Origin of the sequence: Streptococcus hyointestinalis, assembly GCF_041225505.1 — a bacterium.
In the GTDB taxonomy this organism is placed as follows: Bacteria; Bacillota; Bacilli; order Lactobacillales; family Streptococcaceae; genus Streptococcus; species Streptococcus hyointestinalis_B.
Window position 1 is genome coordinate 39,091 of record NZ_JBCLSK010000001.1, and the last position, 20,590, is coordinate 59,680.

The 20,590-nt window shown below is 43.8% G+C and carries 23 protein-coding genes, 1 tRNA gene and 5 pseudogenes; 25 read left to right on the forward strand and 4 right to left on the reverse strand.

Going from position 1 to position 20,590, the window contains the following annotated elements:
* Window positions 1-34 precede the first annotated feature (34 nt).
* The 22 genes and pseudogenes from AALA56_RS00225 to AALA56_RS00330 all read left to right on the forward strand — a co-directional run bounded on the left by AALA56_RS00225 (window position 35) and on the right by AALA56_RS00330 (window position 15,532).
* A complete protein-coding gene (locus AALA56_RS00225; RefSeq protein ID WP_369908229.1) occupies window positions 35-760 on the forward strand; it encodes an ABC transporter ATP-binding protein in 726 nt (241 codons plus the stop codon).
* Window position 761: 1 nt separating this feature from the next.
* Window positions 762-1,790: an ABC transporter permease gene (locus tag AALA56_RS00230; RefSeq protein ID WP_369908230.1), complete on the forward strand. Its 1,029-nt coding sequence runs from the start codon at window positions 762-764 to the stop codon at window positions 1,788-1,790.
* Window positions 1,791-1,848: 58 nt separating this feature from the next.
* Window positions 1,849-2,649 carry a cell cycle regulator CcrZ gene (gene ccrZ / locus AALA56_RS00235; protein ID WP_115268365.1) on the forward strand — a complete coding sequence of 267 codons (801 nt, stop codon included), beginning with the start codon at window positions 1,849-1,851 and terminating at the stop codon, window positions 2,647-2,649.
* A complete protein-coding gene (trmB, locus tag AALA56_RS00240; protein ID WP_369908231.1) occupies window positions 2,639-3,280 on the forward strand; it encodes a tRNA (guanosine(46)-N7)-methyltransferase TrmB in 642 nt (213 codons plus the stop codon). The genes ccrZ and trmB overlap by 11 nt, the downstream gene beginning before the upstream one ends.
* 41 nt (window positions 3,281-3,321) lie before the next feature.
* A tRNA-Ser gene (locus tag AALA56_RS00245) sits at window positions 3,322-3,408 on the forward strand.
* 179 nt (window positions 3,409-3,587) lie between these two features.
* On the forward strand, window positions 3,588-4,070 hold the full coding sequence (rimP, locus tag AALA56_RS00250; protein ID WP_369908232.1) for a ribosome maturation factor RimP: 483 nt from the start codon (window positions 3,588-3,590) through the stop codon (window positions 4,068-4,070).
* A 36-nt stretch (window positions 4,071-4,106) separates the two neighbouring features.
* Complete coding sequence (nusA, locus tag AALA56_RS00255; RefSeq protein WP_369908233.1) at window positions 4,107-5,345, forward strand: transcription termination factor NusA; 1,239 nt, start codon at window positions 4,107-4,109, stop codon at window positions 5,343-5,345.
* 20 nt (window positions 5,346-5,365) lie between these two features.
* Complete coding sequence (gene rnpM / locus AALA56_RS00260; RefSeq protein ID WP_277650360.1) at window positions 5,366-5,662, forward strand: RNase P modulator RnpM; 297 nt, start codon at window positions 5,366-5,368, stop codon at window positions 5,660-5,662.
* Complete coding sequence (locus tag AALA56_RS00265) at window positions 5,655-5,960, forward strand: YlxQ-related RNA-binding protein (RefSeq protein WP_115268375.1); 306 nt, start codon at window positions 5,655-5,657, stop codon at window positions 5,958-5,960. The genes rnpM and AALA56_RS00265 overlap by 8 nt, the downstream gene beginning before the upstream one ends.
* Before the next feature lie 16 nt (window positions 5,961-5,976).
* Window positions 5,977-6,139: pseudogene (locus AALA56_RS00270) on the forward strand (translation initiation factor IF-2 N-terminal domain-containing protein); the annotation flags it as partial.
* Between the two features lie 110 nt (window positions 6,140-6,249).
* Window positions 6,250-8,703 (forward strand): annotated as a pseudogene (infB, locus tag AALA56_RS00275) (translation initiation factor IF-2); the annotation flags it as partial.
* 37 nt (window positions 8,704-8,740) lie between these two features.
* Window positions 8,741-9,094, forward strand: coding sequence for a 30S ribosome-binding factor RbfA (gene rbfA, locus AALA56_RS00280; RefSeq protein WP_115268380.1), 354 nt, complete (start codon window positions 8,741-8,743; stop codon window positions 9,092-9,094).
* A 165-nt stretch (window positions 9,095-9,259) separates the two neighbouring features.
* Entirely contained in the window at window positions 9,260-9,688 is a 429-nt protein-coding gene (locus tag AALA56_RS00285; protein WP_369908234.1) for a hypothetical protein, read from the forward strand.
* Between the two features lie 21 nt (window positions 9,689-9,709).
* A complete protein-coding gene (locus AALA56_RS00290) occupies window positions 9,710-9,901 on the forward strand; it encodes a hypothetical protein (protein WP_369908235.1) in 192 nt (63 codons plus the stop codon).
* Between the two features lie 8 nt (window positions 9,902-9,909).
* Window positions 9,910-10,224 (forward strand): bacteriocin immunity protein, encoded by a 315-nt coding sequence (locus tag AALA56_RS00295; protein ID WP_369908236.1) that lies wholly within the window; start codon window positions 9,910-9,912, stop codon window positions 10,222-10,224.
* A gap of 49 nt (window positions 10,225-10,273) precedes the next feature.
* Window positions 10,274-10,783 (forward strand): annotated as a pseudogene (locus AALA56_RS00300) (kinase).
* Window positions 10,776-11,054 (forward strand): hypothetical protein, encoded by a 279-nt coding sequence (locus AALA56_RS00305; protein WP_369908237.1) that lies wholly within the window; start codon window positions 10,776-10,778, stop codon window positions 11,052-11,054. The pseudogene AALA56_RS00300 and the gene AALA56_RS00305 overlap by 8 nt, the downstream one beginning before the upstream one ends.
* Before the next feature lie 13 nt (window positions 11,055-11,067).
* Window positions 11,068-11,616 (forward strand): nucleotidyltransferase family protein, encoded by a 549-nt coding sequence (locus tag AALA56_RS00310; RefSeq protein WP_369908238.1) that lies wholly within the window; start codon window positions 11,068-11,070, stop codon window positions 11,614-11,616.
* A gap of 103 nt (window positions 11,617-11,719) precedes the next feature.
* Window positions 11,720-12,166 (forward strand): CopY/TcrY family copper transport repressor, encoded by a 447-nt coding sequence (locus AALA56_RS00315; protein WP_369908239.1) that lies wholly within the window; start codon window positions 11,720-11,722, stop codon window positions 12,164-12,166.
* On the forward strand, window positions 12,159-14,399 hold the full coding sequence (locus AALA56_RS00320) for a heavy metal translocating P-type ATPase (protein WP_369908240.1): 2,241 nt from the start codon (window positions 12,159-12,161) through the stop codon (window positions 14,397-14,399). The genes AALA56_RS00315 and AALA56_RS00320 overlap by 8 nt, the downstream gene beginning before the upstream one ends.
* Before the next feature lie 10 nt (window positions 14,400-14,409).
* Complete coding sequence (locus tag AALA56_RS00325) at window positions 14,410-15,300, forward strand: cation diffusion facilitator family transporter (protein ID WP_369908241.1); 891 nt, start codon at window positions 14,410-14,412, stop codon at window positions 15,298-15,300.
* 28 nt (window positions 15,301-15,328) lie between these two features.
* Window positions 15,329-15,532 carry a heavy-metal-associated domain-containing protein gene (locus AALA56_RS00330; protein WP_115268400.1) on the forward strand — a complete coding sequence of 68 codons (204 nt, stop codon included), beginning with the start codon at window positions 15,329-15,331 and terminating at the stop codon, window positions 15,530-15,532.
* A 31-nt stretch (window positions 15,533-15,563) separates the two neighbouring features.
* Here the strand turns inward: AALA56_RS00330 and AALA56_RS00335 are convergent.
* A pseudogene (locus AALA56_RS00335) lies at window positions 15,564-16,709 on the reverse strand (low temperature requirement protein A).
* A 133-nt stretch (window positions 16,710-16,842) separates the two neighbouring features.
* Between AALA56_RS00335 and AALA56_RS00340 the strand changes: the two are divergent.
* On the forward strand, window positions 16,843-17,655 hold the full coding sequence (locus tag AALA56_RS00340; protein ID WP_369908242.1) for a Cof-type HAD-IIB family hydrolase: 813 nt from the start codon (window positions 16,843-16,845) through the stop codon (window positions 17,653-17,655).
* Between the two features lie 15 nt (window positions 17,656-17,670).
* Window positions 17,671-17,805: a hypothetical protein gene (locus AALA56_RS00345; protein ID WP_369908243.1), complete on the forward strand. Its 135-nt coding sequence runs from the start codon at window positions 17,671-17,673 to the stop codon at window positions 17,803-17,805.
* Window positions 17,806-17,829: 24 nt separating this feature from the next.
* Here AALA56_RS00345 and AALA56_RS00350 read toward each other — a convergent pair whose 3' ends face one another.
* Window positions 17,830-18,387, reverse strand: coding sequence for a TetR/AcrR family transcriptional regulator (locus AALA56_RS00350; protein ID WP_369908244.1), 558 nt, complete (start codon window positions 18,385-18,387; stop codon window positions 17,830-17,832).
* 170 nt (window positions 18,388-18,557) lie between these two features.
* Here AALA56_RS00350 and AALA56_RS00355 point away from each other — a divergent pair, with 170 nt between their 5' ends.
* Window positions 18,558-19,409: a DegV family protein gene (locus AALA56_RS00355; RefSeq protein ID WP_369908245.1), complete on the forward strand. Its 852-nt coding sequence runs from the start codon at window positions 18,558-18,560 to the stop codon at window positions 19,407-19,409.
* 26 nt (window positions 19,410-19,435) lie between these two features.
* Here the strand turns inward: AALA56_RS00355 and AALA56_RS00360 are convergent.
* Both AALA56_RS00360 and AALA56_RS00365 read right to left on the reverse strand, forming a co-directional pair.
* A pseudogene (locus tag AALA56_RS00360) lies at window positions 19,436-19,945 on the reverse strand (YgjV family protein).
* Complete coding sequence (locus AALA56_RS00365) at window positions 19,935-20,477, reverse strand: hypothetical protein (RefSeq protein ID WP_369908246.1); 543 nt, start codon at window positions 20,475-20,477, stop codon at window positions 19,935-19,937. Before AALA56_RS00365 ends, AALA56_RS00360 begins: the two are co-directional and overlap by 11 nt.
* Window positions 20,478-20,590: the final 113 nt, after the last annotated feature.

The following is a 20,590-nucleotide window of genomic DNA, read 5'->3' on the forward strand; positions in this document are numbered from 1 at the left end:
TACTATAAGTATAACAAAGTTAGAGAGAAATCGCATGTTAAAACTCGAAAATGTTACTGGCGGATATGTCAATATCCCCGTGTTAAAAAAGGTCTCTTTTGAGGTCGCTGACGGTGAGTTGGTAGGTCTCATTGGGCTAAACGGTGCTGGAAAGTCAACGACGATTAAGGAAATCATCGGTCTTTTGACACCTTATCAAGGCAAGATTAGGATTGATGATGAGACGATTGAGGCAAATCAAGCAAGCTACCGCAAAAAGATTGGCTACATCCCTGAGACGCCTAGTCTCTATGAGGAGTTGACCCTTCGTGAGCATATCGAGACGGTGGCTATGGCTTATGACATTCCTGTTGCGACTGCCCTAGAGCGAAGTGAGAATCTCTTAGAGCTCTTTCGACTCAAGGACAAGCTTGACTGGTTTCCGACGCATTTTTCAAAAGGGATGAAGCAAAAGGTCATGATTATCTGTGCCTTTATCATTCAGCCGAGTTTGCTGATTGTGGATGAGCCCTTTTTAGGGCTTGACCCTCTGGCGATTACAGACTTGATTGCTCTTTTGGAGGAAGAAAAACAAAAGGGCACGTCGATTCTCATGAGTACGCATGTGCTGGATTCGGCAGAGAAGATGTGTGATCGCTTTGTCATTTTGCACCACGGCGAGGTCTTGGCAGATGGGACACTGGCTGATTTGCGCCAGCAATTTCACATGGAAAACGCTAGTCTCAATGACATTTACATGCTACTAACAAAAGAGGTCTAGGATGAGAGAACTATTTGATAAAAGGCGACGCACCTTTACCAATCAGGTGCTGAAGTATTTGCGCTATGTCTTTAACGACCATTTTGTCCTAGCTCTTATGTTCTTGCTTGGGTTTGTTTTGTTGCAATACAGCCAATTGCTAGCGCATTTTCCAAAAGACACCTGGGTCGTGCGGCTAGTTATGATTTTGGTGATAGTCGTTCTTCTAGGTTTTGGAAGCATTGCGACTTATTTGGAGAGTGCTGATCAGCAGTTTTTATTGCCAAAAGAAGAGGCAGTCCTTACGCAAATCAAGCGTGCAAAGACCAGAGCTTACAGCGTATGGGTGAGTGTGCAGACTATTGTTCTTATTATCTTAGCACCGATTTTTCTAAAGCTCGGTTTTGTGCCTTGGAGTTTTGTCCTCATGCTTGTGATTCTGGCTTTTGTCAAGTGGTTTATCATGGACTACAAGGCAAAAAAATGGGTGCAAGCTGGCAAGTTAGACTGGGAGCGTGCTATTTTTGATGAGGAGAGACGCAAGCAATCTATCTTGAAGTTCTTTGCTCTGTTTACAACAGTCAAGGGTATCTCCACTTCGGTTAAGCGCCGTAAATTCTTAGACGGTGTGCTCAAGCCCCTACAAAAGAAAAAACTCTGGTCCAATCTCTATGTGAGAGCGTTCCTACGCAGTGGGGATTATTTTTCACTTTTTGTGCGTCTATTTGCGCTAGCTGTGCTGTCTCTGCTCTTTATCAGCAACCGCTTTTTAGCAGCAGGTCTGGCTCTCGTTTTTAATTATCTCCTGCTCTTTCAGCTCTTAGCACTCTATAGTCATTATGATTACCAATACCTCATCAAACTTTATCCGATTGGAAATCAAGAAAAAAAGCAAGATCTCAAGCAATTTTTACGTGTGCTTGCTTATCTTATGACAGTTGTCGAGCTGATATTTACCTTTAATCTTCAAGCTAGCCTTTTACTTGTGCTTGTGATGGTTGTCTTAGTTGAGGGCTATCTTTCTTACAAGATACGGAAGATGATTGACTAAGTGCTTAAAAACAAGTAAAATGGTGATAGAAATCAAGTCATCTAGAAAGGAGAAGCCTGTGGCTAATTCAGAACAAGAGCTTACCCTCACGCCTTTACGTGGCAAGAGCGGCAAGGCTTATATCGGACAATATCCTAATGGAGAGCGTATCTTTGTCAAGTTAAATACCACTCCGATCTTACCTGCCCTTGCAAAAGAACAAATCGCCCCGCAACTTTTGTGGGCAAGACGTACCGCAAATGGTGATATGATGAGTGCGCAGGAGTGGTTGGACGGACGGATTTTGACACGTGAGGATATGACCAGTAAACAGGTCATGCAAATCCTAGTGCGCCTGCACAAGTCAAGACCCTTAGTCAACCAACTCTTACAGTTGGACTATAAAATTGAAAATCCCTATGATTTACTAGTGTCTTGGGAGAAAAATGCTGCTTTGCAAATCCGTGAAAATACTTATCTGCAAAGCGTTGTCAAGGACCTTCGCCGTAGTCTCCCTGAGTTCAATTCAGATATTGCAACCATTGTCCACGGTGACATTAAAAACAGCAACTGGATTATCACAACGAGTGGGCTGATTTATCTGGTAGATTGGGATTCTGTACGCTTGACTGATCGGATGTATGACGTGGCATATCTCCTTAGTCACTACATCCCTAGAAATCGTTGGCACGAGTGGCTAAAAGGCTATGGCTACAAGGATAATGAGAAGGTGCGCCGTAAAATCAATTGGTTTGGGCAATTCTCTTATCTCAATCAGATTACCACATGTTTTGACCAACGTGATATGGAGTATGTCAACCAAGAAATCTATGGTTTACGTAAATTTAGAGAAATGATGACAAAAGAAGATGCGAGTTAGACGACGTAAAGGTGCCGAGGAACACCTAGCAAACTATCCTCAGTTTGTAGTTTCAAAACCAGAAGACGCCAAAGGACATTGGCAGGAGCTTTTTGGCAATAACAACCCCATCCACATCGAGGTTGGCTCAGGAAAGGGTGCCTTTATCACTGGAATGGCAAAAAAACACCCTGACATCAACTATATTGGCATTGACCTGCAGCCGTCCGTGCTCAGTTATGCGCTTGATAAAGTGATTGCAAGTGATTGCCCAAATGTCAAGTTGCTCTTAGTAGACGGCTCTAGCTTGACCGATTATTTTGAAAATGGCGAAGTGGATCTGATGTATCTGAACTTTAGCGACCCTTGGCCTAAAAAACGTCATGAAAAACGTCGCTTGACCTACAAGACTTTTCTGGACACTTATCAGCAGATTTTGCCTGAAAAGGGTGAGATTCACTTTAAGACGGACAATCGTGGTCTGTTTGAGTACAGTCTTGCTAGTATGTCCCAGTACGGCATGACCATCAAGCAGGTTTGGCTAGATTTGCATGCTAGTGACTTTGAGGGAAATGTCATGACAGAGTACGAAGAGAAATTTTCAAACAAAGGTCAGGTGATCTACAGGGTTGAAGTTTCTTTCAATTCATGATACAATAAATGGAGTTTATGTCTATCATAGACTTCTTATGTGGAGAGGTCGCATAGAGGCCGAGTGCGCACGCTTGGAAAGCGTGTAGTCCTTAACGGGGCTCGGGGGTTCGAATCCCCTCCTCTCCTTTGAGTTTAGGACTTGTCTTATAGTCAAGTCTGTGGTATAATGATTGTAAAGTAGTACTAGAATAGGAGGGGCGGAGTTGATGACTTCGCCTCTTATCTTGTACGAAAAGTGCCAAAGCACAAGTTGAATAAATAGCTTAGAAAGCTCTGTCTTTCTAAGGCTAGAGAGTAAGGAGGGGATGAGTATCGCAGCAGCAGATATTATTGCCATTGTCACAGAGACTGTGAGTCCTGTGATCAAGGCACCATTTGAGTTGGTAGATGTCGAGTATGGAAAGCTTGGCGGTGATTATGTGTTAAGTATTTTGGTGGATAAGCCAGAGGGGATCACTGTTGAGGATACAGCAGATTTGACTGAGGTCATCAGCCCACTACTTGATACCATAAAGCCAGACCCATTTCCAGAGCAGTACATGCTAGAGATTTCAAGTCCTGGTTTAGAGCGTCCGTTAAAGACCAAAGAAAGCCTAGAAAATGCTGTTGGCTCTTATGTCAATATTAGCCTTTATCAAGCTATTGACAAGGTCAAGGTGTTTGAGGGAGACTTGATTGCTTTTGATGGAGATGAGCTGACGCTAAACTATAAGGACAAGACACGTACAAAAACCGTTACGATTCCCTATCAGACGGTAGCCAAAGCCCGCTTAGCTGTTAAACTTTAAGAAAGGAAATTTCTTGTTAAGCAAGAAGAAGACATTATGAGCAAAGAAATGCTAGAAGCCTTCCGCGTTTTGGAAGAAGAAAAACACATCAATAAAGCTGACATCATCGATGCTGTGACTGAGTCCCTAAAAGCGGCTTATAAGCGTCGTTATGGACAGTCTGAGAGCTGTGCCATTGAGTTTGATGAAAAAGCAGGTGACTTTAAAGTCTTTACCGTTCGTGAGGTTGTAGACGAAGTTTTTGATAGTCGCTTGGAAATTAGCTTAAAAGATGCTCTTAAGATTAGCTCAGCTTATGAGTTGGGAGACAAGATTCGCTTTGAAGAGTCTGTCAATGAATTTGGGCGTGTCGCAGCACAATCCGCTAAGCAGACCATCATGGAAAAAATGCGCCGTCAAATGCGTGAAATCACTTACAATGAATACAAAGAGCATGAAGGTGAAATCATGACAGGAACGGTTGAGCGTTTTGACCAACGCTTTATCTATGTCAATCTTGGCTCACTTGAGGCACAATTGTCTCACCAAGACCAGATTGCTGGTGAGCGCTTCAAATCGCATGACATGATTGATGTTTATGTCTACAAGGTTGAAAACAATCCTAAGGGGGTCAACGTTTTTGTAAGCCGTAGCCACCCAGAGTTCATCAAGCGCATTATGGAGCGTGAAATTCCTGAAGTGTTTGATGGCACGGTTGAGATTATGAGTGTGGCTCGTGAGGCTGGAGACCGTACAAAGGTTGCTGTTCGTAGTCACAATCCAAATGTTGACGCTATCGGGACAATCGTTGGTCGTGGTGGCAGCAACATCAAAAAAGTGGTCAGCAACTTCCATCCAAAACGTATTGATCCAAAGACAGGCGTCGAAATTCCTGTTGAGGAAAATATCGATGTCATCCAGTGGGTAGAAGATCCAGCTGAATTTATCTACAATGCCATTGCACCTGCTGAGGTGGATATGGTCTTATTTGATGATGAGGATAGCAAGCGAGCTACCGTTGTCGTTCCAGACAACAAACTCTCTCTTGCTATTGGACGCCGTGGGCAAAATGTCCGCTTGGCAGCACATCTGACAGGCTATCGTATCGACATCAAGTCAGCTAGTGAATACGAGAAGATTGAAGCTGAAAAAGCTAAAGTCATCGAAGAAGCAGCGCTTGAAGCTAGCGATAGCTTAGCAGAAGATTTGGCTGAAAATATCGCAGAATTGGCAGAAGATTTGACCAGTCAAGAAGCTCAAGAAACAAGTGATGAGCAAGAGACTGCAGCAGAATAAAACAGAAATAGAGGTGTTTCATGGCTAAAACAAGAAAAATACCTTTACGCAAATCAGTTGTGTCAGGGGAGGTCATTAACAAACGTGACCTTCTGCGTATCGTCAAAAACAAAGACGGTGAGATTTTCATTGATCCAACTGGCAAACAAAATGGTCGTGGAGCTTATATCAAGTTAGATAATAGCGAGGCTGCTTTGGCTAAGAAAAACAAGGTCTTTAATCGCAGTTTTTCCATGGATGTACCAGATAGTTTTTATGATGAATTGATTGCTTATGTCGATCATAAAGTCAAAAGAAGAGAGCTCGGTCTTGACTAGTGTAGAAAAATTGTGCAATCTGATTGGTCTAGCGCAGCGTGCAGGCTGTCTTGTCTCTGGTGAAGAGCAGGTGATTAAAGCCATCCAAACGCAAAAAGCGCAGCTTGTCTTTTTAGCGAGTGACGCTAAGAGCAACCTGACCAAGAAGATAACAGATAAAGGTAAATATTATCAAATAGAAGTCTCCACAGTGTTAACAACATTGCAATTAAGCGCTTCTGTTGGCAAGGCTCGCAAGGTTCTTGCCATTACAGACGCTGGATTTTCAAAGAAAATGAGGACTCTTATGAACGAATAGAATAGGAGGACATAATTTGTCAAAGAAGAGATTATACGAAATCGCAAAAGAAGTCGGCAAGCCTAGTAAGGAAATTGTCGCTTATGCTCAATCACTGGGGTTAGAGGTGAAAAGCCACTCTTCTAGTGTCGAAGAGAGCGATGCTAAACGTATTGTAGCGAATTTTTCAGCTCCTAAAAAAGTTGAAAAAGCTCCACAAAAGACAAATGACAAGAACGCCGTAGCAAAACTAGCTGCTGAGCGTAAGGAAGCGCCTAAGGCGCAAAAAGCACAGCCAGCGCCAGCTACGCAAGCAAAACCGCAAAGCCGTAACTTTAAGGCTGAGCGTGAAGCAAAGGCACGTGAGCAAGAGCAACGTCGCCAAAATAACCGCAGAAACGACCGCAGGGCTGATAGAGGTGAGCGTCGTGATAATCGCAACCAAAAATCATCTCAAAACCGCAACAATCGTCCGCAAAATGGACAAAGTCGCTTTGCAAACAACCGTCAAGCGGATAATCGTGCCAATAAACAAGCTGGTGGTCGCATTGACTTTAAGGCAAGAGCTGCAGCGCTCAAGGCAGAGCAAAATGCAGAGTATTCTCGTATGAGCGAGGAGCGTTTCCACAAGGAACAAGAAGCCAAAGCCAACCGCCAAAAAGAAGAAGCTCTGGCTAAAAAAGCTAAGAGCGAAGCTAAAGTTCAAGAAGAAGCTAAAAAAGCCAAACAAGCCCCAGCGGCTAAAGTGGCTGTCGCTCAAGAGCCAGTCAAAGAAGTGGTTGATACAAGACGTAAAAAACAAAACCGTCCCGATAAAAGTCGTGATTACAATCGTGACAATGAGGACGGACCAAAACAAACAAAAAATAAGAGAAGTTGGAATAGTCAGAACCAAGTGAGAAATCAACGAAATAGTAACTGGAATCCTAAGAAAAACAAAAAAGGCAAGAACAATCGTAATAGCGCTCCAAAACCAGTCACAGAGCGTAAGTTCCATGAATTGCCAAAAGAATTTGAGTATACAGAAGGCATGACTGTTGCCGAAATCGCAAAACGTATCAAACGTGAACCCGCTGAGATTGTTAAAAAACTCTTTATGATGGGTGTGATGGCAACACAAAACCAATCACTAGATGGTGATACCATTGAGCTTTTGATGGTGGATTATGGTATCGAGGCGCATGCTAAGGTAGAGGTGGATGAAGCCGATATCGAGCGCTTCTTTGTTGATGACGATTACCTCAACAAAGATAAACTGGAAGAGCGTCCACCGGTTGTTACCATCATGGGTCACGTCGACCATGGTAAGACAACCCTTCTAGATACGCTGCGTAATTCACGTGTGGCGACAGGTGAAGCTGGTGGTATCACTCAGCATATCGGAGCTTATCAGATCGAAGCAGATGGCAAGAAGATTACCTTCCTTGACACACCAGGGCATGCTGCCTTTACAAGTATGCGTGCACGTGGAGCTTCTGTCACTGATATTACCATCTTGATTGTTGCAGCAGATGACGGTGTTATGCCGCAAACCATCGAAGCCATCAACCACTCAAAAGCAGCTGGTGTCCCAATCATCGTTGCTATCAATAAAATTGATAAACCAGGAGCTAATCCTGAGCGTGTTATCGGTGAATTGGCAGAGCACGGTGTCATCTCAACTGCTTGGGGTGGTGATAGCGAGTTTGTCGAAATCTCTGCTAAGTTTGGACAAAACATCGATGAGCTTTTAGAGACTGTTCTTTTGGTTGCTGAGATGGAAGAGCTAAAAGCAGACCCTACGGTTCGTGCTATCGGTACTGTTATCGAAGCACGCCTTGACAAAGGAAAAGGGGCTGTTGCGACCCTTCTTGTGCAACAAGGTACCTTGCATGTTCAAGACCCAATCGTTGTCGGCAATACCTTTGGTCGTGTCCGTGCTATGGTCAATGACCTTGGACGTCGTGTTAAGGTCGCTGGACCATCAACACCAGTCTCTATCACAGGGCTCAATGAAGCGCCTATGGCAGGAGATCACTTTGCGGTTTATGCAGATGAAAAAGCTGCTCGTGCTGCCGGTGAAGAACGTGCTAAACGTGCACTCCTCAAACAACGTCAAATGACACACCGTGTCAGCCTTGAAAACCTCTTTGATACCCTCAAAGCCGGTGAAGTCAAGTCTGTTAACGTCATCATCAAAGCAGATGTACAAGGTTCTGTCGAAGCCTTGGCTGCGTCTCTTCTTAAGATTGATGTTGAAGGTGTCAAGGTCAATGTCGTTCACTCTGCCGTTGGTGCCATCAACGAGTCAGACGTGACACTTGCGGAAGCTTCTAACGCTGTCATCATCGGATTTAACGTCCGTCCGACACCACAAGCTCGCCAGCAAGCAGATAGCGACGATGTTGAGATTCGCTTGCACTCTATCATCTACAAGGTCATCGAAGAAGTCGAAGACGCTATGAAGGGTATGCTTGACCCTGAATTTGAAGAAAAAATCATCGGTGAAGCGATTGTCCGTGAAACCTTCAAGGTCTCTAAAGTGGGTACTATCGGTGGCTTCATGGTGACAAGTGGTAAGGTCACTAGAGATTCTAGCGTTCGTGTCATCCGTGACGGTGTCGTTATCTACGATGGTAAACTGGCTAGTCTGAAACACTTCAAAGACGACGTTAAAGAAATCGGAAATGCCCAAGAGGGTGGTCTTATGATTGAAGGCTATAACGACATCAAGGTTGATGACGTGATCGAAGCTTACATCATGGAAGAAATCGATCGTCGCTAAACTTATCAACAGTTTTTAGAAGATAGAGAGGACTATTATGGCAAATTCATTTCGTGTTGATCGTGTCGGTATGGAAATTAAGCGTGAAGTGAACGAGATTTTGCAGAAAAAAGTCCGTGATCCACGTGTGCAAAATGTCACGATAACAGATGTTCAAATGCTGGGGGATTTGTCCATGGCTAAGGTGTTCTACACCGTCATGAGCGACCTAGCATCTGACAATGAAAAAGCCCAAATCGGACTTGAAAAAGCAACAGGTACTATCAAACGTGAGCTTGGAAAGAACTTATCCATGTATAAGATTCCAGACTTGACCTTTATCAAGGACGAGTCTATCGCTTACGGCAATAAGATTGACCAGATGTTGCGTGATTTGGACGCTAAAAAATAAAGTAAAAACCAGTTTGGCTTGTCAAACTGGTTTTTTGATGACCTTTCAGGACGAAAATGCGACCATTTAGGAAATCTGATTAACATGTAACTGTTTTTATGATATACTTAAACTAACAAAAAGGTACAATTATTTGATTTTTAAAAAGGAAAAGAGGTGTTTCTTATGCGTAACACATTAAGATTTATGGGAATTGTCATTCTTTCTGCTCTGCTCATGTTTGCTCTTGGGAGCTTCTATCACTTTTCTGTGACGAAAAATCTGCTTCTTATAGCATGGAGTCTGATGTTCTACCTAACAGCCTTTTTAGCAGTCTATAGGCACTCAAAAGAAGTGTTATCAGCAAAGGAATACGCTAGTCAGTTTTGGCTCTTTGCCAAGTACACCAGCCTAGTGCCTATCGTGATTGTCCTTATCCTTGTGTATGACCTTTTGACAGGAGGGGTGTCAGCTCTTATCGTTTATTTTTACGGTAACATCGTTATTACTTACTATGCCATTGGTGCGATTTTGTCACTAGGTAGACTCGTGTCCGTTGAAAATTCAATCAACCATAAGCTCAAAATGCTATTTATGAAAAAGGGTCATTCTTAATGGTCTAGAGAGGAGATTACTATGAAACGTATCAGAAATCTTATCATGCCCTTACTTGTCTCTATTGGTTTTGTCATCACTGCTATACATAATTACTACTCAAAACCTTTGAATCCGTTCTTATTTGTTTGTAATACCATTGGTTTTGTAGGCTTTTCAATACTTATAGTAATGTGTATCAAACAGCTGACCGCCAACAAAAGAAAGAGTTGAGGTGTATCATGAAAACGAAAAAGGAAAGAGAACTTCTCTTAACCGAGAGCTATAATGTGATACTGGATGAGAGGACGAGCGAGAAAGAGCGCAAGCTCCTGCAGGCGTTTAACCATAGTGTCGAGTCTGGGAAAGACTTTGAAGTCGCTTGTCGTGAGCTGAAGTCTGCTCTTGAGAGATTGGCTCTTCAACAGCTAGCTCAAAAAGAAAAGCTGAGCGTTGGAGTCAGTCAGCTCTATCACAAGCTGTCGTCCTCTTCTTTGAGAGAAAATCTCGAAAAAGGCTTTGCCATGAGCACCATGTCTATACGTGATTGGTACTAGAAAGGAATATTTTGTGGATTTAGAACGTTTATTTACCAGTGATGAGGAGTTGAGGGCGACTTTGGTCATTATTCGGGGCAATTCAGGCTCTGGCAAGTCCAGCCTGGCGCAGAAATTGTAAGATCATTATGGACGTGGATGCCTCTTGATTGCACAGGACAATTTCAGAAGAAGTATGCTCAAGGAAAAGGTCAGCCCAGGAAATCTCTCTATCTCGCTAACGGAAACAATCGCACGCTTTGGCTACGAGAATCATTTGTTGGTCTTGGTTGAGGGATTTTACGAGACAGATATCTACGGTACCATGCTGGCTGACTTGCGAGATTTGTTTGCTCCAAAGGTTCTAGCCTATTATTACGATTTACCCTTTGAGGAGACGGCTAGACGCCATGCAACACGGGCTAAGAAGGACGAATTTACTGTAGATGATATGCGTCGCTGGTGGAAGGAAAAAGACCTCCTAGGCTGGTCCACAGAAGAGCTGATTAGGCAAGGTGAGAGCTTAGAGGCTAGCTTTGAGCGGATTCGTACGGCTATCGATCAGTTTAGAAATGCTTAAACTAAAAAAGTTAGATGATAGGACGAGTGCGAAAGAGCGCAAGCTCCTGCAGGTATTTAACCATAGTGTCGAGTCTGGGAAAGACTTTGAAGTCGCTTGTCGTGAGCTCAAGTCAGCTCTTGAGAGATTAGCTCTTCGACAGCTGGTGCAAAAAGAAAAGCTGAGCGTGGGAGTCAGTCAGCTCTATCACAAGCTGTCGTCTTCTTCCTTGAGAGAAAATCTCGAAAAAGGCTTTGCCATGAGTGCCATGTACATCCGTGATTGGTATTAGAAGGGAATATTTTATGGATTTAGAGCGTTTATTTACTAGTGATGAGGAGTTGATGGCGATTTTGTCCATCATTGCGGACTTGGGACTAAAGGATGCTTGGCTGGCTGCTGGGACGCTTCGCAACTATGTCTGGAACTCCCTCTCAGGTAAAAATGGGTTAGAGGAGATGTCTGATCTTGACGTGGTCTTTTTTGACCCAGAGCTGTCCTACGAGGCGTCTTGTCAGATAGAGCGTGACCTGCAGAAGCGTTTTCCAAACTATCAGTGGGAGCTGAAAAATCAAGTCTACATGCACATTCACAGTCCAAACACACTTCCTTACACCAGCGCTTGCGACGCTGTTTCTAAGTACCCTGAGCGTTGCACTGCCATTGCTGCAAGGCTCAAAGAGGATAAACTGGAGCTGTTTCTTCCCTATGGAGATGAGGATATTATGAACTTTATCGTTCGTCCCACGCCACACTTTACAGAAAATAGCGCTCGGATGGAGACTTACCGCAAGCGACAGCAGAAAAAAGACTGGCGAAATAAATGGAAAAACCTGCAGATTATGGACATATAGATAGCTTCTTGTCAAAAGAAGTTATTTTTTTAGATTTTATTGTTGACAAATGTAGACGAATGATTTATAATGAATCTACAAACGTAAACGAAAGGAGTCAGTGATGACCATATCAAATGCCGAATGGGACATTATGCGAGTGGTTTGGGCACAAGAGCGTGTCACAAGCTCTGCTATTCTCACTATTTTAAACCAAAAGTTGCAATGGACGTCCTCTACCATCAAGACGCTGCTCAAGCGCCTAGTGGATAAGGGTTATCTAGCGACAGAGAAAGTCGGCAAGGGCTTTGTCTATTCAGCTTTGATTTCTGAGCAGGAAGCCATTTATCATCAGGTCGATGAGCTTTTTGATAAGTTTTGTCCGACCAAGCACTTGGATATTATCCGTCATGTCATCACACGAACTGATATGACGCTAGATGATATAGAGCAGTTGCGAGAGCTACTTGAAGCCAAAAAAGCAACTGCAGTTGATGAGGTGACTTGTACCTGCATTCCTGGGCAATGCACCTGTAAAGAACACTTAGAACTGGAGGCATCACATGGCTGAAAAAGAAGATGTATTTTTGATTGAAGGGATGACCTGTGCGTCTTGTGCACTAACGATAGAAAAAGCGGTCAACAAACTGGACAATGTGGACAATGCTGTTGTCAATCTCACTACAGAAAAGATGACTGTTGACTATCAAGGTGGCGAAGCAACCGAAGAAGCCATCAAAAAGGCAGTTGCAGACGCAGGTTACTCTGCTAGTATCTTTGACCCTGAGACGAGCAGCTCGCAGGCTGAGCGCCAAGACAAGGCAACCAGAAACATGTGGCACCAGTTTCTCTGGTCTGCTGTCTTTGCAGTTCCGCTTCTCTACATCTCTATGGGGAGCATGATGGGGCTTTGGGTGCCGGACTTCCTATCTCCACACCACGCTCCGATGACCTTTGCGGTGGTGCAGTTGATTTTGACACTTCCTGTTATGTACTTTGGTCGTCGTTTCTATGTCAATGGGCTTCGCTCCCTCTTTAAGGGACATCCTAACATGGACTCGTTGGTAGCGATTGCGACCTTGGCAGCTTTTATCTACAGCCTTTATGGCATGTATCATATCGGACTTGGTCACGCCCACCACGCTCACGACCTCTACTTTGAGTCTGTAGCGGTTATCCTAACCCTCATCACTCTTGGGAAATATTTTGAAACCTTATCGAAAGGACGCACCTCTGACGCTATTAAAAAACTCTCAACCTTGTCTGCTAAGGAAGCAACGGTTATCCGTGACGGTGTGGAAGCGTCTATCCCGATTGACCAAGTGGTTGTTGGTGACATCATCCTTGTCAAACCTGGTGAAAAAATCTCTGTTGACGGTGTTGTTATCTCTGGGCATTCTGCTATTGATGAGTCTATGCTGACAGGTGAGTCTATCCCTGTTGAAAAGACTGTGGACAGCCAAGTCTACGGCGCTTCTATCAATGGACAAGGTTCTCTGAAAATCCGTGCTGAAAAAGTCGGAGACGAAACCCTTCTCTCTCAAATTATCAAATTGGTTGAGGATGCGCAACAAACTAAGGCGCCAATCGCCAAGATTGCGGATCGTGTGTCTGGTGTCTTTGTACCGATTGTGATTGGGATTGCTCTTGTGACAGGTATCTTCTGGTACTTTGCTATGGGTGAGAGCTTTGTCTTTGCCCTCAAGACTGCCATCGCTGTTCTTGTCATTGCCTGCCCATGTGCGCTAGGTCTTGCTACTCCGACAGCCATCATGGTTGGTACTGGACGTGCCGCTGAAAATGGTATCCTCTTTAAACATGGCGACACGCTTGAAAATGCTCACCATGTGGACACTATTGTCTTTGACAAGACAGGTACCATCACTCAAGGAAAACCAGAAGTGGTCAACCTCACTACCTTTGGTGTGGATGCAGATGACTTGCTAGCTCAAGTGGCTTCTATCGAGAAACTCTCAGAACATCCACTCAGCCAAGCGATTGTGGAAAAAGCTTCTGAAAAAGGACTTGCTCTCCACACTGTGGATAACTTCATGTCTCTGACAGGTCTTGGCTTGCAAGCGGATATTGCAGGACGCACCCTCTATGTCGGCAATGACAAACTCATGGCAGACAAAGCGATTGACATCGTACCAGCTACAGAAGCTGTACACACAGCAGCTGAGCTTGGTCAAACCCCTATCTATGTGGGACAAGACAGCAAGGTTCTTGCTGTGATTGCCCTAGCTGACCAAGTCAAGGCAGACAGTAAAGAAACTGTGGATAAACTCCATAGCCTAGGACTCAATGTTGTTATGTTAACAGGTGATAACAGCAAGACCGCAAAAGCCATTGCCAAACAAGTCGGTATCGACCAAGTCATCAGTGACGTGCTTCCTGACCAAAAAGCGCAAGCTATTCTTGACCTAAAAGAAAAAGGACGCAATGTCGCTATGGTCGGGGACGGTATCAATGACGCACCTGCCCTTGCAAGCAGTGACGTAGGTATTGCCATGGGGTCTGGGACTGATATTGCTATCGAGTCTGCGGATATTATCCTCATGAAGCCTGAACTCCCTGATGTGGTAAAAAGTTTGACAATTAGTCGTTTGACGATTAAAATTATTAAAGAGAATCTCTTTTGGGCATTTATCTATAACGTCCTTGCTATCCCAGTAGCTATGGGTGTGCTTCACTTGTTTGGTGGACCGCTCCTCAATCCAATGCTAGCAGGACTTGCTATGGGCTTTAGCTCTGTATCAGTTATCCTAAATGCTCTACGTCTAAAGGTCATGAAATTATCATAAAGGAGTATTTATGGAGACAACAACGAAGTCACAGAAAAGTTCTAGCCGACCGATATTTATCGCCTTTATCTCAAATTTAGGCTTTGCCATTGTCGAGCTGCTCTTTGGTACCCTCTTTAACTCCAGTGCCATTGTAGCGGACTCGGTGCATGATTTGGGAGATGCGCTAGCCATTGGTCTATCTTACTACTTTGAGCGCTTCTCAAGGCGGGAGAGCGATGGTAACTATACGCTTGGTTACCTGCGCTTTAGCCTTCTAGGCGCCATGCTAACCTCGGTTATCCTCATTGTAGGTTCGCTCTTTGTCTTGATTGAAAATGTCGGCAAGCTCTTTAACCCGCAGCCAGTCAACTATGATGGCATGCTGGTTTTAGGAATTCTAGCCGTTGTGGTCAATGTGCTTGCTAGTCGTGTTTTAGACGGTGAGCACTCAGAGCAGGAGTCGATTTTGAGCCTGCATTTCTTGGAGGATACGCTGGGTTGGTTGGCTGTGATTGTTGTTTCTATCATCTTACGCTTTACCGATTGGTACTTCCTCGATCCTTTATTGTCCCTTGTTATCGCAGTCTTTATCCTCTATAAAGCACTGCCAAAATTTATCTCAAATCTTCAAATCTTTTTAGAAAAACGCCCAGCGAGCTTGGCTATTGAACCGCTAAAGAGAGAAATGATGACCATTGACGGTCTAAAGGCTATCAATCAGCTCAATGTCTGGTCAATTGATGGCAGACATCACATCGCCATGGTGCATATCGAGTGCCAAAAGGGCGCTGATATGGACTTGGTGCGAGACCAGATTCATCATATCTTTCAAGCGCAAAATATCATCGAGTCAGCTGTTGAGTGTGATCGGAGTTCTTTTGAACACCATCACCATTGTTCGCCTATGTATTTTGAATAACCGTATATCATAGAAAGAAGGTATTCTTATGGAAAAAACATATCAAGTATCAGGTATGAAATGTGAAGGGTGTGCAAACACCGTAACCGAAAAATTAAGTGCTGTTCGTGGCGTTGAAAAAGTAGACGTCAACCTTGAAAAAGGGCAAGTCACAGTGACAGGTAAACCCTTCAAACTTTCCCTAAAACGTGCCCTAAAAGATACCAAGTACGAGCTTGGTGATGAAGTCTAAACTAAAAAAGCGACCTAGTCGCTTTTTTAGTTTACAGTGTAATTCCTGCAGCTTCTCGAGCTCGTCTGCGTTGTAGCATGCCAACACGAGTCATGATATAGCCAAAGACAGCATAGGCAATGCTGAGAAAGACAAGGTCGTGACGTAAGGCGTAAAAGAGGAAACTATAGATAAGTAACCATGAAGCATACTCAGCGAGGTTACGTCTGCGTATCCGATAGGTCTCACGATTGTAGATAGATGTTGAGAGTAGCCCGATATAGTAGATATAAAGAGAGACTAAAAAGAGGATAAAGCCAGCCTCAGCATGGTGTGGATTGGCAAAAAACTCAATAGCTACTGTCATGATGTTGACCCCAATGACCAAGATAACATGAGCGGCAATCAATCCATGCGCCTGAATCATTTGGTGGTGCTCAATGTTGAGATAGGTCTGTGAGATATAGGCGATAAACATCATAGACATGCCGACAAAGAAAGCAAAGCCAGCTATAGGATAATCGACTAGCGGATAGGTTTGGATGATACCAAGCACCGTCTCACCAAAGCTGATAATGGTAATCAACTGACAACGCTCCACAAGGTGTGGAAAATTCATCAAGGTCTCATCAAAACGCTTGTAAAAGAAAAAGGGAAAAATAACGGGCAAGAGCCAAGCCACATAGAAATAGCGATGAATGGTAGCAATCCAGCCAGAGTGAGCCAGAGGTGCCATCAAAAGCCAGAGTCCTGTCAAAAGGGCAAAGCCTACCATTGAGCCCGTTAAAGTCCACATGCTGACCTTGATGTCTTGTGTGAAGCCGTGCTGGCGCCCTCGCATGTAGTACTAGTAAACGATGAGTGCATAAGCCAGTATCAAGAGCCCATTGTAGACGAGGACATCAACTGTCGTGTAGTTGAGCTTGCCGATATTAAGCGCAAAGTTCCCTACGATAAACATAGAAGGGATATTTGTAAAAATATCAAGCCGGTCACGCTCGCCGTATTTATTGAGGTAAAAATTTTGTTGCATCCATATGGATAGCACTAGGATACTTGAGATGATGAAGTTGAGAATGACTCCAAAAGCTAGATGATCTTGGTGGAGCAGCGTCGTTAGGCGACTGGTCGCATAGACAAAGACCAAATCATAAAACAATTCATAGTTTGAAACACGCTTAGCAACGATAGTAGGCATAACATCTCCTTGTGTGTAGTTACTGGTTTTATTGTACTAAAAGTCACTTTGTTTGACAAGATTGTTTTCAGACGGCACTAAAAATGGTAAACTAAAAGTATAGTCACAAGAACGCTAGAAATGAGGAGAAAAGATGAGTGTAAAATTGATTGCCATTGACATGGACGGGACGCTTTTAAACAGCCAAAAGAAAATTCCTGCTGAAAATATCGCTGCCATCCAAAAAGCCAGCCAAGCAGGTATCAAGATTGTTCTGTGTACAGGGCGTCCAAAATCTGGCATTGTGCCCTATTTTGAGCAGCTTGGGTTGACAGATGAGGAGTACATCATCATGAACAATGGCTGTAGTGTTTACAACACTAAAAATTGGGACTTGATGGTTTCTGAGGAGTTGACCTATGATGAGATTGAGCGCTTGGCGCAGGTTTGCGCTAGCTATCCTGAGGTCTGCTTGACGCTGACGGGAGATAAGAGTTACTATGCCTTAGCAGATGAGGTGCCTGACTTGGTGCAGTATGACGCTAGTCTTGTCTTTGATACGGCTAGAGCTGTTGATATGGCAGACTTAAAGGCAGAGGGTGAGCTGATTTTCCAAGCCATGTACATGGCAAAAAAAGAGTATCTAGATGTTTTCCAAGCGGCGGTATATGGGGATTTGTCACAAGACTTTAGCACGGTGAGAAGTCAAGAATACATCTACGAGGTCTTGCCACAAGGCGCTACCAAAGCTAGTGGGCTGAGACAGTTGGCGGAAAAACTGGACATCGAACCTGCTGAGATTATGGCGCTTGGGGATGCCGCAAATGACATTGAAATGCTTGATTTTGCAGGCGTCAGTGTCGCTATGGGCAATGCCACAGACGACATCAAAAAAAGATGTCGCTACACGACAAGCTCAAACGACGACTATGGCGTCGCCAAAGCCATCTACGATTACGCTTTATAGAATAGAGAGGTTAGTATGAAAAAATTAAGCCCTCGTTTTCTAGCTGTGCTGGTGCTATCGCTTATCATGTTGGCAGGCTTTGCTTTTAACCAATACTATCTAGGACTTGCTGCCCTTGTCGTTATCGCAGCAGTTGTTGGGGTCAAATAAAAACCACCTTAGTAAAAAAGGTGGTTAGGGCAAAAGCGGCAACCCAATGCCAGCTAGCTCTTCTTCAGAAACACTCATGTCCTCGGCTACCCATTTCTCAAGAACAGAGATAATGGCATTGCTCCAAAAGGAGATGATGTACTGGGAGAGCTGTTTGCCGCTCAATTTTTGATAGGCACGAAGGCGCTTAGCCACGATAGCGATGAGAAGCTTTTCGCTATTTTGTCGAAAGAGAATAGCAAGAAGCTGCCCCTCTTTTTTAGCCTCGCTAAAAAGATAGAGCCAAGCTTGGTAGGTCTGAGTCTTTAGATTAAAGGGCTTGAGCCCAGCAAATATCCGCTTGACACTGCCTTCTAAGATACTCTCGAAAATAGCCTCCTTACTCTTATAATTACGATAATAAGCATTGCGAGAAACGCCAGCTCTTTTGACCAGCTCGGAGATAGAAATACTAGCCAGCTCCTTACTCTCAAGCAGAGCCAGAAGAGCTGTCTCCAAGGCTTCACGGGTCAATCGTCTGTTTTCCTTGTTATACTGGCTAAGATTTTGCAGTGATTTTTGCGAGATACTACTTTCCGACAAGACACTTTCCCCTTTCTTGTAACATCCGAATGTTTTTTTGCTACCTAAACGGCAAAGTAGTGATATACTTTAATTAAGTAACGAATTCAGAATGAGTTTTACTAACTTGTTCTTATTTTAATCAACTATACTTTGTTTGTCAAACTAATTGAGATTGAGGAGGAAATGTTATGACTTGGAAAATTGTAGTCGATTCGGCTTGTGATATAATGACGCTACCAACAGATGATGTGGCTATTGCTTATGAGCGTGTGCCTTTTATCATCCAGATTGGAAATGAAATGTATGTGGATGACGAGGGGCTTGATGTTGAGCAATTGATGAGGGCTATGGACGCTTCAGACAGCGCAGCAGCTTCTGCTTGCCCTAGTCCAGACCGCTTTTTAGAAGCTTATAAGGGCGCTGACAATGTGATTGCCATCACAATTACCAGCCAGATGTCAGGTAGCCACAACAGCGCCTTTCTAGCCAAAAAGATGTTAGAGGAAGATTATCCCAAGACCAATATTCACTTGATTGACTCTTTGTCTGCAGGTGGTGAGATTGATTTGTTGGTCTTAGAGCTGGTGCGCTTGATCAACCAAGGACTGACTTTTGAGGAAGTGGTTGACAAAATCACGGCTTATCAACAGCAAAGTAAGCTCCTTTTTGCCCTATCAAAAGTGGATAACTTGGTCAAAAATGGACGTCTGTCAAAACTTGTTGGTAAAGTCGTTGGGCTCTTAAACATCCGCTTGGTCGGTGAAGCAAGCCCAGAGGGTGCGCTAGAAGTGCTTGAAAAACCACGTGGGCAAAAGAAAGCCCTGCAAAGAATCTACCAAGAACTGAAACAACATGGCTACGCAGGTGGACGTCTCGTTATTGCCCATCAGGACAACGCTAAGTTATGTAAGCAACTAACCGCACTGATTGAGAGTGACTTTCCTGAAGCTGCTATTTCCATTTACCCGACATCAGGCTTGTGCAGTTTTTACGCTGAGCAGGGTGGTGTCATGATTGGTTATGAAACGCAAAAAATCTGAGCTAAGCTCAGATTTTTATAATGGTTTTACGAGGTTTTCTTTTGATAAAAAGGCCAAATCGATACAGCACTTAATAGTGTAATCACAATGTCCATGATGGCAGCAGGATAAGCACGAATGGTGACGTCATAGATAAATCACAAGAGCATGTTTTCAATGATGACAAAGCGTAAAATCTGCGTGGATGAGGTCATCTGGATAGCAATCGTGTAGGAAACACTAGCTACGATAGGCAAAAAGCCAATGTAGCCCAGACGATTAAAGTAATAGCCCAACACGATTTGAAGGATGACTAGGATAAGTGTCGTCCAGCGATTGTCACGCTTTGTGATTGCAAGTGTATTTCTCACGATGGATACAGCGATAGTAAGCGCACCTGTGAGCCCACCTAAGAGGAGGTTTGCAATCAAGGTAAAGACATAATCACTCACCTGCCAGAGCAGCATGTGCTTTTTAGACGGATTGAAGGTTGAGATGGCTAGGCAGATAGCTCCGATACTGGAGAAGACGAGCCCGATACTTGTATTATTGAGCATAATCTGTCGTTAGAGCTGCTGAGCCAGTTTCGTCCTCGTAGGTGTCTGTGTAGCTTTGTGTAGCCATAGCAGCTGCAGAGACGGCTTGGCTGATAGGATCAAGCTCTGCCTGTAAGTTGGCTTTAGAGGTTGTATCGCTAACTTTGTTAATCGCTTCTTGAGCGGCATTGACACTATCTGCTGTTCTTAGGCTATTTGCTGTTCTGATAGCGAGATTGGCTGCGATGACGTTGAGCTCTTCTTGCAGCTGTGCCTTTTTAATGCCATCACTGACCTTGTCAAGCTCCGCTTGAAGAGAGCTGATACCGTCTTGTGTTGGATTGGCTTTGAGGCTTGCTAGGCTTTGCTCAATGTTAGTGGTGTCTTCCTCGCTAGTGGAGCCAGAAGTGGTGGTAGACTGGCTTGTCGTTTGATAGTCAATCTTTTCAGCCTTGCTTTCACTATCTCTAAAGATGAAAAAAGCTGCTCCTAAAAAGATAACCAAAATAATACTCAAAATAAAGAAGAAAAATTCACTCTTTGACTGTTTCATGGAAACTCCTTAAAAAGATATTCATCTCATTATACCCTTAATTGCGCCAAAAGAAAAGCTAAAATTAAGAATAAATTAAGCCGAATGCCAAATAAGTACACACTTTTTGTGGT

What these genes read in the sequence shown, in the direction of transcription:
- AALA56_RS00345 (WP_369908243.1), top strand. Translation starts at nt 17,671, where the DNA reads ATGAAAAAATTAAGCCCTCGTTTTCTAGCTGTGCTGGTGCTATCGCTT.
- trmB (WP_369908231.1), top strand. Translation starts at nt 2,639, where the DNA reads ATGCGAGTTAGACGACGTAAAGGTGCCGAGGAACACCTAGCAAACTAT.
- AALA56_RS00310 (WP_369908238.1), top strand. Translation starts at nt 11,068, where the DNA reads ATGGATTTAGAGCGTTTATTTACTAGTGATGAGGAGTTGATGGCGATT.
- nusA (WP_369908233.1), top strand. Translation starts at nt 4,107, where the DNA reads ATGAGCAAAGAAATGCTAGAAGCCTTCCGCGTTTTGGAAGAAGAAAAA.
- AALA56_RS00285 (WP_369908234.1), top strand. Translation starts at nt 9,260, where the DNA reads ATGCGTAACACATTAAGATTTATGGGAATTGTCATTCTTTCTGCTCTG.
- AALA56_RS00340 (WP_369908242.1), top strand. Translation starts at nt 16,843, where the DNA reads ATGAGTGTAAAATTGATTGCCATTGACATGGACGGGACGCTTTTAAAC.
- AALA56_RS00355 (WP_369908245.1), top strand. Translation starts at nt 18,558, where the DNA reads ATGACTTGGAAAATTGTAGTCGATTCGGCTTGTGATATAATGACGCTA.
- AALA56_RS00230 (WP_369908230.1), top strand. Translation starts at nt 762, where the DNA reads ATGAGAGAACTATTTGATAAAAGGCGACGCACCTTTACCAATCAGGTG.
- AALA56_RS00320 (WP_369908240.1), top strand. Translation starts at nt 12,159, where the DNA reads ATGGCTGAAAAAGAAGATGTATTTTTGATTGAAGGGATGACCTGTGCG.
- AALA56_RS00295 (WP_369908236.1), top strand. Translation starts at nt 9,910, where the DNA reads ATGAAAACGAAAAAGGAAAGAGAACTTCTCTTAACCGAGAGCTATAAT.
- rbfA (WP_115268380.1), top strand. Translation starts at nt 8,741, where the DNA reads ATGGCAAATTCATTTCGTGTTGATCGTGTCGGTATGGAAATTAAGCGT.
- AALA56_RS00325 (WP_369908241.1), top strand. Translation starts at nt 14,410, where the DNA reads ATGGAGACAACAACGAAGTCACAGAAAAGTTCTAGCCGACCGATATTT.
- AALA56_RS00225 (WP_369908229.1), top strand. Translation starts at nt 35, where the DNA reads ATGTTAAAACTCGAAAATGTTACTGGCGGATATGTCAATATCCCCGTG.
- AALA56_RS00305 (WP_369908237.1), top strand. Translation starts at nt 10,776, where the DNA reads ATGCTTAAACTAAAAAAGTTAGATGATAGGACGAGTGCGAAAGAGCGC.
- AALA56_RS00315 (WP_369908239.1), top strand. Translation starts at nt 11,720, where the DNA reads ATGACCATATCAAATGCCGAATGGGACATTATGCGAGTGGTTTGGGCA.
- rimP (WP_369908232.1), top strand. Translation starts at nt 3,588, where the DNA reads ATGAGTATCGCAGCAGCAGATATTATTGCCATTGTCACAGAGACTGTG.
- AALA56_RS00365 (WP_369908246.1), bottom strand. Translation starts at nt 20,477, where the DNA reads ATGAAACAGTCAAAGAGTGAATTTTTCTTCTTTATTTTGAGTATTATT.
- rnpM (WP_277650360.1), top strand. Translation starts at nt 5,366, where the DNA reads ATGGCTAAAACAAGAAAAATACCTTTACGCAAATCAGTTGTGTCAGGG.
- AALA56_RS00290 (WP_369908235.1), top strand. Translation starts at nt 9,710, where the DNA reads ATGAAACGTATCAGAAATCTTATCATGCCCTTACTTGTCTCTATTGGT.
- AALA56_RS00330 (WP_115268400.1), top strand. Translation starts at nt 15,329, where the DNA reads ATGGAAAAAACATATCAAGTATCAGGTATGAAATGTGAAGGGTGTGCA.